This is a genomic window from Nocardioides deserti (genome assembly GCF_014266025.1).
In the GTDB taxonomy this organism is placed as follows: Bacteria; Actinomycetota; Actinomycetes; order Propionibacteriales; family Nocardioidaceae; genus Nocardioides; species Nocardioides deserti.
Genome location: NZ_JACMYC010000028.1, coordinates 1 through 10,601, shown reverse-complemented (window position 1 = coordinate 10,601; position 10,601 = coordinate 1). Strand labels below are relative to the sequence as shown.

Genomic DNA, 10,601 nt, shown 5'->3' with positions numbered 1-10,601 from the left:
GTGGCGCGGGTGCCGGTGACCAGCGTCCGCCGCGGCCCCCGGCCGCGCGCGACGGTGGCGCCCCGGGTCGTCCGGGCATGCCCCGTCCGAACCCGGCGATGATGCCGAAGTCCCCGGCCGCCTTCGGCGGCGGCCCCGGCGGCCGTCCCGGTGGTCCGGGCCGTCCCGGCGGTCCGGGTCGCCCCGGTGGCCCCGGCCGTCCGGGTGCTCCGGGCCGTGGTGGCCCGGGTGGCGCCGGTGCCGGTGCTCCGGGTCGTCCCGGCGGCTTCGCCGGTCGTCCCGGTGGCGGCGGCAACCGCCCCGGCCAGCGTGGCCAGACCCAGGGTGCGTTCGGTCGCCCCGGCGGTCCGTCGCGTCGTGGTCGCAAGTCGAAGCGGGCGCGTCGTCAGGAGTTCGAGGCCATGCAGGCCCCGACCATCGGCGGCGTGCGCGTCCGGAAGGGCGACGGCGAGACCGTGCGCCTGGCCCGTGGCGCCTCGCTGACCGACTTCGCCGAGAAGATCGGTGTCGACGCCGCACAGCTGGTGCAGATGCTGTTCAGCCTCGGCGAGATGGTCACCGCGACCGAGTCGGTCAACGACGCGACGCTCGAGCTGCTCGGCGAGGAGCTCAACTACGTCGTGCAGGTCGTCTCGCCCGAGGACGAGGACCGCGAGCTGCTCGAGTCCTTCGACCTCGAGTTCGGTGAGGACGAGGGCGACGAGGCCGACCTGGTCGTGCGACCCCCGGTCGTCACGGTCATGGGTCACGTCGACCACGGAAAGACCAAGCTCCTCGACGCGCTGCGCAACGCCAACGTCGTCGACAAGGAGGCCGGTGGCATCACCCAGCACATCGGTGCCTACCAGGTCGGTGCCGAGGTCGACGGCGAGCTGCGCCGGATCACGCTCATCGACACCCCGGGTCACGAGGCGTTCACCGCCATGCGTGCCCGTGGTGCCCAGGCCACCGACATCGCGATCCTCGTGGTCGCGGCCGACGACGGCGTCATGCCGCAGACGGTCGAGGCGCTCAACCACGCCAAGGCCGCCGGCGTGCCGATCGTGGTCGCGGTCAACAAGATCGACAAGCCGGAGGCGGACCCGACCAAGGTCCGTGGCCAGCTGACCGAGTACGGCCTGGTCCCCGAGGAGTACGGCGGCGACGCGATGTTCGTCGACGTGTCGGCGAAGTCGGGCCTCAACCTCGAGAGCCTCCTCGAGGCGGTCGTGCTCACCGCGGACGCCTCGCTGGACCTGCGCGCCAACCCGACGCAGGACGCCCAGGGCCTCGTGGTCGAGGCGCACCTGGACCGCGGTCGCGGTCCGGTCGCCACCGTCCTGGTCCAGCGCGGAACCCTCCGCGTGGGCGACTCGATCGTCGCCGGCCCGGCCCACGGCCGTGTCCGCGCGATGCTCGACGAGCACGGCAACGAGCTCACCGAGGCCACCCCGGCGCGTCCGGCGATGGTCCTGGGTCTCTCCGCCGTGCCGGGTGCGGGCCAGAACTTCCTGGTCGTCGAGGACGACCGGATGGCCCGTCAGATCGCCGAGAAGCGCGAGGCCCGCGAGCGGGCGGCCATGCAGGCCAAGCGCCGCGTCCGCCGCACGCTCGAGGACTTCATGGCCTCCATGGAGAAGGGCAAGAGCCAGGAGCTCAACCTGATCCTCAAGGGCGACGTGTCCGGCTCGGTCGAGGCTCTCGAGGACTCGCTGTCGCAGATCGACGTCGGCGACGAGGTCACCCTGCGCGTCATCGACCGCGGTGTCGGTGCGATCACCGAGACCAACGTCGACCTGGCCGCCGCCTCCGACGCCATCATCATCGGCTTCAACGTCCGCCCGCAGGGCAAGGCGACCGAGATGGCGGACAAGGAAGGCGTCGAGATCCGCTACTACTCGGTCATCTACCAGGCGATCGAGGAGATCGAGGCGGCGCTCAAGGGCATGCTCAAGCCCGAGTACGAGGAGTCGACCCTCGGCCAGGCGGAGATCCGTGCGATCTTCCGTTCGTCGAAGATCGGCAACATCGCGGGCTGCATGGTCACCTCCGGCACGATCCGCCGCAACGCCAAGGTGCGCGTCATCCGTGACGGCTCCGTGGTGGCCGACAACCTCGACCTCGCGTCGCTCAAGCGCGAGAAGGACGACGCGTCCGAGGTCCGCGAGGGCTTCGAGTGCGGTCTGGTCCTGCGCAACTTCCAGGACATCAAGGAAGGCGACGTCGTCGAGGCGTTCGAGATGCGGGAGATCCCCCGCAGCTGATCACGACCGGGTCGGCGGGTCCCCTCCTTCTGGTGGGGGTCCGCCGACCCGCCGTTTCGGCACCGCCCGCAGGTCGGCCCGTCCCGGCCTGCGACCCGTTCTGAGAGAGTGAGAGACATGAGTAGTCCCCGGGTGCGCAAGATCGCCGACCGGATCCAGGTCCTCGTGGCCGAGATGCTCGAGCGGCGGATCAAGGACCCGCGGCTCGGGTTCGTCACCGTCACCGACGTGCGCGTCTCCGGCGACACCCAGCAGGCGACGATCTTCTACACCGTGCTCGCCGGCACCGGCGAGGGCGCGCAGGACGACGAGACCGCGCTGGCCGGCACCGCCGCGGCGCTGGAGTCGGCCAAGGGGCTCATCCGCTCCGAGGTCGGCAAGCAGCTCGGCATGCGCCACGTCCCGACGCTGACGTTCGTCGCCGACGCGCTCCCGGAGTCCGCCCGGCACCTCGACGAGGTGCTCGCGCGGGCGAAGGCGCTCGACGAGGAGGTCGCCGCCCGCCGGGTCGAGGCGTACGCCGGCGAACCGGACCCCTACAAGAAGCCGCGCGACGCCGACGGCGACGCCGACGAGGAGAGCGCCGGCGCTGCCGACGCCGCCGACCCGGCCGCGCCCGCGCAGCCGATCGACCCCGTCGACCCGGACGAGGTGTGAGCGCACCCGCTCAGCGGCCGCCGGTGCGCCCGGGCCTCGTCGTCGTCGACAAGCCCGGCGGGATGACCTCCCACGACGTCGTCTCGCGCGTGCGCCGGCTCGTCGGGACCCGCAAGGTCGGCCACGCCGGCACGCTCGACCCGATGGCCACCGGCGTGCTGGTGCTCGGTGTCGACCGGGCGACCCGGCTGCTCGGGCACCTGATGCTGACCGACAAGGGGTACGCCGCGACCGTCCGGCTCGGCGTCGCCACCACCACCGACGACGCCGAGGGCGAGGTCGTCTCGACCGCGTCCGCGGCGGCGCTGGACGAGGAGACCGTCCGCTCGGTGCTCGGCGAGTTCGTCGGCGAGCTCCAGCAGGTGCCGACCGCGGTCTCGGCGATCAAGGTCGACGGCAAGCGCGCCTACCAGCGGGTCCGCGACGGCGAGCAGGTCGAGCTCCAGCCGCGGGCGGTGACCGTCCACGAGCTGCACGTGCACGGCGTACGCCGCGTCGGCGACGTCGTCGACGCCGACATCACCCTGCGGTGCTCCAGCGGCACCTACGTCCGGGCCATCGCCCGCGACGCCGGCGCCCGGCTCGGCGTCGGCGGTCACCTCACCGCGCTGCGACGCACGGCCGTCGGCCCCTACGACCTCGACGTCGCGCGCACCCTCGAGCAGCTCGGCGAGGACGTCGAGGCCGGCGGGGGAGTGCTGCCGATCGCCGACGCCGCCCGGGCGGCGTTCCCGGGCCGCGACCTCGACGAGCGCGCCGCCGCCGACGTCCGGGTCGGCCGGAGCCTCGAGCTCGAGCTCGCCGGCACCACCGCTGTCTTCGCTCCCACGGGGGAGTTCCTCGCCCTCTACGAGCCTCGAGGCCCCGTCGCCCGCCCCGTCGCGGTCTTCGTCTGACCAGCGGCCGCACCGCGACCACAGGGGTGCGGGGGCACCGTCTAGGGTTCCTCCGTGCAGATCTGGCGCTCGCTCGACGAGGTCCCCGGCGACCTCGGTCGCACCGTGGTGGTGATCGGCAACTTCGACGGCGTCCACCTCGGGCACCGGCGGGTGCTGGCCCGGGCGCACGAGATCGCCGGCGAGCTGGGTGGGCTGCCCGTGGTGGCGGTGACCTTCGACCCGCACCCGATGGCGGTGCTGCGGCCCGAGCACGCGCCCACGACGCTGACCACCATGGAGGTCCGCGCGGACCTGCTGGGCGAGGCCGGCGCGGACGGCGTGCTGGCCGTGCCCTTCGACCGGTCGATCGCCGCGTGGAGCCCGGAGGAGTTCGTCCAGCGGGTCGTCGTCGACGCACTCCACGCCCGCGCCGTCGTGGTGGGCGCGAACTTCCGCTTCGGCAGCCGGGCCGCCGGTGACGTCGCCACCCTCGCCGAGGCCGGTCGCGCCCACGACTTCAGCGCCGAGGGGATCCCGCTCGACGGGGGACCGATGGTGTGGTCCTCGACGTACGTCCGCACCTGCCTGGCCGCGGGCGACGTCGCCGGTGCCGCCCAGGCGCTGGGCCGGCCGTACGCCGTGCGCGGCGAGGTCGTGCGCGGGGACCAGCGGGGCCGCGAGCTCGGCTACCCGACGGCCAACGTGCCGACGACCGGTCTGCTGGCCGCCCCCGCCGACGGGGTGTACGCCGGGTGGCTGCGGCGGCTCGACACCGGCGAGACCTTCCCGGCGGCGATCTCGGTCGGCACGAACCCGACCTTCGACGGGGTGCGCGAGCGCCGGGTCGAGAGCTACGTCCTGGACCGCACCGACCTCGACCTCTACGGCGTCGAGGTGGAGGTGTCGTTCGTGGACCGGCTGCGCGGGATGACCGCCTTCGATTCCGTCGAGGCGCTCGTCGAGCAGATGGACGACGACGTCCGCCGCGCCCGCGAGCTGCTCGTCCCGTGAGGCTGGTCCCGTGAGCTTGGACCGCTCCCGCGGGGGCCGGACGGCCGCGCCGGACCCGCTCGCCGCGACCGAGGCGTGGTTCCTCCAGCACGGGCTGGCCTACTTCGTCCCGGAGCAGCGGCGCCACGCCCGCGAGGCGCTGCGGCCGCGGCGGTTCCTGCCGCTGGCGGTGCTCACGGTGGTCGTCGCCCTTGCCGGCGGCGTCGCGATCGCATGGCTGTCCGACCAGCTGACCGCGGCCCCCGCGCTGCTGCTGACGATCGGCGTGCTGGGCGCGGCGGCGTACGCCTTGACCGCGCTGCGGACCCGCCCGATCGTCGTGTGGGCGCTGCGCCGCGGGGTGGGCAGCCTGCGCACCCTCCTGCCGATGATGAGCCGGGCGCTGCCGCTGCTCCTGCTCTTCGTGACCTTCCTCTTCGTCAACGCCGAGGCGTGGCAGCTCTCGGCGAGCCTGTCGACCGGCACGCTGTGGCTGGTCGTGCTGCTCTTCAGCCTGCTCGCCGTCGCCTTCCTGCTGGTGCGCCTGCCCGAGGAGGTCGACCGGACCGACGACGACGTGGACGACGACTTCCTGCTGCGGGCCTGCGACGGCACACCGCTGGAGGCGGAGTGCCGCGCACTGGTCGAGGACCCGGGCGCCGACCCGGCGGCGTACGCCACGGTCGCGGGCTTCGAGCGGTGGAACCTCGTGCTGGTCCTCGTGGTCATGCAGGCCGTGCAGGTGCTGCTGCTCGCCGCGACGGTGCTGGTGTTCTTCCTGGTCTTCGGCGGCCTGGTGATGGACATCAAGGTGCAGTACGCCTGGACGGGCATCGAGGAGGGCCAGATCCGCAACCTGCCCTACCTCGACCAGGTCTCCGTGCCGCTGTTCCAGGTCTCGCTGTTCCTCGCGGCGTTCTCGAACCTCTACCTGACGGTCTCGACGGTCACCGACGAGACCTACCGCGAGCAGTTCTTCGGCAGCGTGCTGCGCGAGATGGAGCGCGCCGTCGGGGTGCGCGCGGTCTACCTGGCCCTCCGCGACCGGCTGCGCTGAGGTCGCGCACGGTTTCCTCGCCCGTCCGGACGGGCACCGGGTCCCTCGACCTGACGTCACCCCTGCGACGTCACCCTGAGAAAGGACAGCCATGGGCTACGGACTCGGAGTCTTCCTCCTCGTCGTCGGACTCATCCTCGCGCTCGCCGTCGAGGACGCGATCAGCGGCGTGGACCTCACGATGGTGGGGTGGATCATGACGATCGGCGGCATCCTCGTGCTCGTCCTCACCGCCGTCACGCTCAACAGCCGTCGCGCCCGCGGCGGCACGGTCTCGAGCACGACGCACACCGACGGCTCGCAGACCGTGCAGCGCCAGGACCCGCCGGCGGTCTGAGCACGACGCCGCGACACCCGGCACGCAGCACCCAGCACGACACCGGGACCACCCGGTCGGCCCCCGCCGACCGGGTGGTCCGCGTTTTGGGGGCCGTCGGCGCGCCGCGGTAGTCTGCTCCGGTTGCCCGAAGGAGGGCGACCGCCGTCAGAACGGCCGCGGAACCAGAGTGCCCGGGTGAACAGGCCCCGGCGCGCCGCGCAGCGACCAGGCCCTCGTGGCCGGAAGGAGCCCGCATGTCGATCGGTACCGACGCGGAGACCAAGAAGCGGATCATCGCCGAGTACGCCACGACCGAGGGCGACACCGGCTCGCCCGAGGTGCAGATCGCGCTGCTCAGCCACCGCATCTCCCACCTGACCGAGCACCTCAAGCAGCACAAGCACGACCACCACAGCCGGCGCGGCCTGCTGCTGCTGGTCGGCCAGCGCCGCCGCCTGCTGAACTACCTGCAGAAGACGGAGATCGACCGCTACCGGTCGATCGTCGAGCGTCTCGGCCTGCGCCGCTGACCGAGGAGGGCCCACCACTGGTGGGCCCTCTTGCTTTTCCGGGGTCCGCCCCGGGCAGCGCGGCCACGCGGCCGTCCTGCGCTAGATTCTCCAACTGAACACCTCCACCAGGAGCGACCCGCCGTTCTGGCCCGGTCCTCGGTAGTGGCTCTCAGGAAGGACGCCCCGCACGGGGCGCGCCTGCGGGCCTCGATCGAAGATCGGCCTTCTGAAGCGGGACGCTGCGGATCGCTCCGCGACAGACAAGGGACACACCTCTTGACCGACCCCGTCATCTCCGCCGTCGAGACCGTTCTGGACAACGGCTCCTTCGGCACCCGCACCGTCAAGTTCGAGACGGGCCTGCTGGCCCGCCAGGCCGCCGGCTCCGTCACGGCGTACCTCGACGACGACACGATGCTGCTCTCGGCGACCACCGCCGGCAAGCAGCCCAAGGACCACTTCGACTTCTTCCCCCTGACGATCGACGTCGAGGAGCGGATGTACGCCGCGGGCAAGATCCCCGGCTCGTTCTTCCGGTCCGAGGGTCGTCCGGGCGAGGACGCGATCCTCACCTGCCGCCTCATCGACCGCCCGCTGCGCCCGACCTTCAAGAAGGGTCTGCGCAACGAGGTCCAGGTCGTCATCACCGTCCTCGCGCTGAACCCCGACACGCCGTACGACGTGCTCGCCATCAACGCGGCCTCGATCTCCACCCAGCTCTCCGGCCTGCCGTTCTCCGGCCCGGTCGGCGGCGTGCGCGTGGCGCTGATCGAGGGCCAGTGGGTCGCCTTCCCGACGCACAGCCAGCTCGAGGACGCCGTCTTCGACATGGTCGTCGCGGGTCGCGTCACCGACACCGGCGACGTCGCGATCATGATGGTCGAGGCCGAGGCCACCGAGACGACCTTCGCGAAGGTCCAGGGCGGTGCCCAGGCGCCGACCGAGGAGGTCGTGGCCAGCGGCCTCGACGCCGCGAAGCCCTTCATCAAGCAGCTGTGCGAGGCCCAGGCCGAGCTGGCCGCCGCCGCCGCGAAGCCGGTCCAGGACTTCCCGGTCTTCCTCGACTTCGAGGACGACGTCTTCGCCGCCGTCGAGTCCGCCGCCAAGGCCGACCTCGCCGCCGCGATGAAGATCGCCGACAAGACCGAGCGCAACGACCGCACCGACGAGCTCAAGGACTCGGTCCTCGAGAAGGTCGGCGCGCAGTTCGAGGGTCGCGAGAAGGAGATCGGCGCCGCGTTCCGCGCGCTGAACAAGCAGCTGGTCCGCGAGAGCATCCTGCGCGACAAGATCCGCATCGACGGGCGCGGCCTGGCCGACATCCGTCCGCTGCACGCCGAGGTCGGCGTGATCCCGCGCGTCCACGGCTCGGCGCTGTTCGAGCGCGGCGAGACCCAGATCCTGGGCGTCACCACCCTCGACATGCTCAAGATGGAGCAGCAGCTCGACACGCTGTCGCCGGAGAAGTCGCGCCGGTACATGCACAAGTACGTCTTCCCGCCGTTCTCCACCGGCGAGACCGGCCGCGTCGGCTCGCCGAAGCGCCGCGAGGTCGGCCACGGCGCGCTCGCCCGCCGCGCGCTGCTGCCGGTGCTGCCGGACCGCGAGGAGTTCCCCTACGCCATCCGCCAGCTGTCGGAGGCCATGGGCTCCAACGGCTCGACCTCGATGGGCTCGGTCTGCGCCTCGACCCTGTCGCTGCTCCAGGCCGGCGTGCCGCTCAAGGCGCCCGTCGCCGGCATCGCGATGGGCCTGGTCTCCGGTGAGATCGACGGCAAGACCGAGTACGTCGCGCTGACCGACATCCTCGGTGCCGAGGACGCCTTCGGCGACATGGACTTCAAGGTCGCCGGCACCCGCGAGTTCGTGACCGCGCTGCAGCTCGACACCAAGCTCGACGGCATCCCCGCCGACGTGCTGGGTGCAGCGCTGAAGCAGGCCCGCGACGCCCGCCACACCATCCTCGACGTCATGGCCGAGGCCATCGACGCCCCCGAGGAGATGTCGTCCACCGCGCCGCGGATCATCACCATCAAGATCCCCGTGGACAAGATCGGCGAGGTCATCGGCCCCAAGGGCAAGGTGATCAACCAGATCCAGGACGACACCGGCGCCTCGATCTCCATCGAGGACGACGGCACCATCTACATCGGTGCCACGAACGGCGAGGCCGCCGACGCCGCCCGGTCCGCGATCAACGGCATCGCGAACCCGACGATGCCCGAGGTTGGCGAGCGCTACCTCGGCACGGTCGTCAAGACGACCAACTTCGGTGCGTTCGTCTCGCTGCTGCCCGGCAAGGACGGCCTGCTGCACATCAGCAAGCTGCGCCCGCTCGCCGGCGGCAAGCGCGTCGAGGCCGTCGAGGACGTCCTGTCGGTCGGCCAGAAGATCCAGGTCGAGATCGGCGAGATCGACGACCGGGGCAAGCTCTCGCTCGTCCCTGTCGTCGAGGAGACCGAGGGCGCCGAGGCGTCCGACGGTGCCGACGCGGCCGAGGCCACCGAGGAGGCCTGACCTCCATCGTGGCTCCACGGACCACGGCGACCGGCCGGCAGACTCCTGCCGGCCGGTCGTGCCGTTCTGACGACACTGCTGAGGCCACGGGCCCCAGCGCCCGGACCGAGACCCTCCAGGTGGTGCGCGACGCCACCGGTCAGGTGACTTCGACCGTCCGGCGTACCGTCCTGCCGGGCGGGCTGCGGGTCATCTCCGAGGAGATGGCCGGCGTCCGCTCCGCCGCGGTCGGCGTGTGGGTCGGGGTCGGCTCGCGCGACGAGTCCGCGACGCTGCACGGCTGCTCGCACTTCCTCGAGCACCTGCTGTTCAAGGGCACGGCCGAGCGCTCGGCGTTCGACATCTCGATCGCGCTCGACGCGGTGGGCGGGGAGTTCAACGCCTTCACCGCGAAGGAGTACACCTGCTTCCACGCGCGGGTCCTCGACGAGGACCTGCCGCTGGCCGTCGACGTCCTCGGCGACATGATCACCGGCTCGCTGCTCGCCGACGACGACGTCGAGGCCGAGCGGGACGTGATCCTCGACGAGATCGCGATGCACGACGACGACCCCGACGACGTCGTGCACAACCTCCTCGCCGCGCAGGCGTGGGGGAGCGACGCGCCGCTGGGCCGCGACATCGCCGGTACGGAGGAGTCGATCACCGCGCTGACCGCGGACCAGGTGCGGGCGTTCTACGCCGAGCACTACCGCGCGCCGCGGATGGTCGTCTCGGTGGCCGGCGCGGTGCAGCACGACGTGCTGGTCGCCCAGGTCGCCGAGGCCTTCGGCCGACAGGGCTTCCTCGACGGCGACGACGAGCCGGTCGGCGCGCGCGCCGCCGAGCCGTGGCTGCCGGTCACGCCAGGGGCGGCCAGCACGACCCGGCCCTTCGAGCAGGTCAACGTCGTGCTCGGGATGGAGGGGCTCGGTCGCAATGACGACCGGCGCTTCGCACTCGGCGTGCTCAACATCGCGCTCGGCGGCGGCACCTCCAGCCGGCTCTTCCAGGAGGTGCGCGAGCGCCGGGGCCTGGCGTACTCGGTCTACTCCTTCGCCAGCAGCCACGCCGACTCCGGCCTGGTGGGCGTCGCGGTCGGCTGCCTGCCCGCGAAGTACGACGAGGTGCTCGCCACCGTGCGCGCCGAGCTGGCGCGCGTGGCGGCCGAGGGGATCGACGCCGAGGAGCTAGCCCGCGGCAAGGGCCAGCTCCGCGGTGGGCTCGTGCTCGGCCTGGAGGACTCCGGCTCGCGGATGTCGCGGCTGGGCAAGGCGGAGCTCGTCTACGACGAGCTGCTGTCCATCGACGAGGTGATGACCCGGATCGACGCCGTCACCCTCGACGACGTCCGCGCGGTGGCCGCCGAGGTGCTCACCCGCCCCGAGGTCCTCGCGGTGGTCGGCCCGGCCTGAGGCCGTCCGGTCGTCGGGGGGGGGGGGGGCGGGC

9 protein-coding genes are annotated in these 10,601 nt (G+C 72.3%); all 9 read left to right on the top strand.

All coding sequences use genetic code 11. The features are described 5' to 3' along the window. The coding region (infB, locus tag H7344_RS19915) for a translation initiation factor IF-2 (RefSeq protein ID WP_186347729.1) at positions 1 to 2,243 on the top strand (2,243 nt) is incomplete at its 5' end. 117 nt (positions 2,244 to 2,360) lie between these two features. Then, the gene (gene rbfA, locus H7344_RS19910; protein WP_186347728.1) at positions 2,361 to 2,900 is read left to right on the top strand and encodes a 30S ribosome-binding factor RbfA; all 540 of its coding nucleotides are present in this window, start codon (positions 2,361 to 2,363) and stop codon (positions 2,898 to 2,900) included. Beyond that, the gene (gene truB / locus H7344_RS19905) at positions 2,897 to 3,796 is read left to right on the top strand and encodes a tRNA pseudouridine(55) synthase TruB (RefSeq protein WP_268238525.1); all 900 of its coding nucleotides are present in this window, start codon (positions 2,897 to 2,899) and stop codon (positions 3,794 to 3,796) included. Before rbfA ends, truB begins: the two co-directional genes overlap by 4 nt. A 54-nt stretch (positions 3,797 to 3,850) precedes the next feature. Continuing rightward, positions 3,851 to 4,789: a bifunctional riboflavin kinase/FAD synthetase gene (locus tag H7344_RS19900; protein WP_186347727.1), complete on the top strand. Its 939-nt coding sequence runs from the start codon at positions 3,851 to 3,853 to the stop codon at positions 4,787 to 4,789. Between the two features lie 10 nt (positions 4,790 to 4,799). Then, a complete protein-coding gene (locus H7344_RS19895) occupies positions 4,800 to 5,825 on the top strand; it encodes a hypothetical protein (RefSeq protein ID WP_229706849.1) in 1,026 nt (341 codons plus the stop codon). Between the two features lie 91 nt (positions 5,826 to 5,916). Next, entirely contained in the window at positions 5,917 to 6,162 is a 246-nt protein-coding gene (locus H7344_RS19890; RefSeq protein WP_186347726.1) for a DUF6458 family protein, read from the top strand. A 236-nt stretch (positions 6,163 to 6,398) separates the two neighbouring features. Next, positions 6,399 to 6,674, top strand: coding sequence for a 30S ribosomal protein S15 (rpsO, locus tag H7344_RS19885; protein WP_166189906.1), 276 nt, complete (start codon positions 6,399 to 6,401; stop codon positions 6,672 to 6,674). Positions 6,675 to 6,932: 258 nt separating this feature from the next. Next, positions 6,933 to 9,173, top strand: coding sequence for a polyribonucleotide nucleotidyltransferase (locus H7344_RS19880; RefSeq protein ID WP_186347725.1), 2,241 nt, complete (start codon positions 6,933 to 6,935; stop codon positions 9,171 to 9,173). A gap of 122 nt (positions 9,174 to 9,295) precedes the next feature. Further along, positions 9,296 to 10,567, top strand: coding sequence for a M16 family metallopeptidase (locus tag H7344_RS19875; RefSeq protein WP_229706848.1), 1,272 nt, complete (start codon positions 9,296 to 9,298; stop codon positions 10,565 to 10,567). Positions 10,568 to 10,601: the final 34 nt, after the last annotated feature.

Excerpts from the sequence above, each read along its gene's own strand:
- rbfA (WP_186347728.1), top strand. The coding sequence starts at position 2,361 with ATGAGTAGTCCCCGGGTGCGCAAGATCGCCGACCGGATCCAGGTCCTC.
- H7344_RS19890 (WP_186347726.1), top strand. The coding sequence starts at position 5,917 with ATGGGCTACGGACTCGGAGTCTTCCTCCTCGTCGTCGGACTCATCCTC.
- rpsO (WP_166189906.1), top strand. The coding sequence starts at position 6,399 with ATGTCGATCGGTACCGACGCGGAGACCAAGAAGCGGATCATCGCCGAG.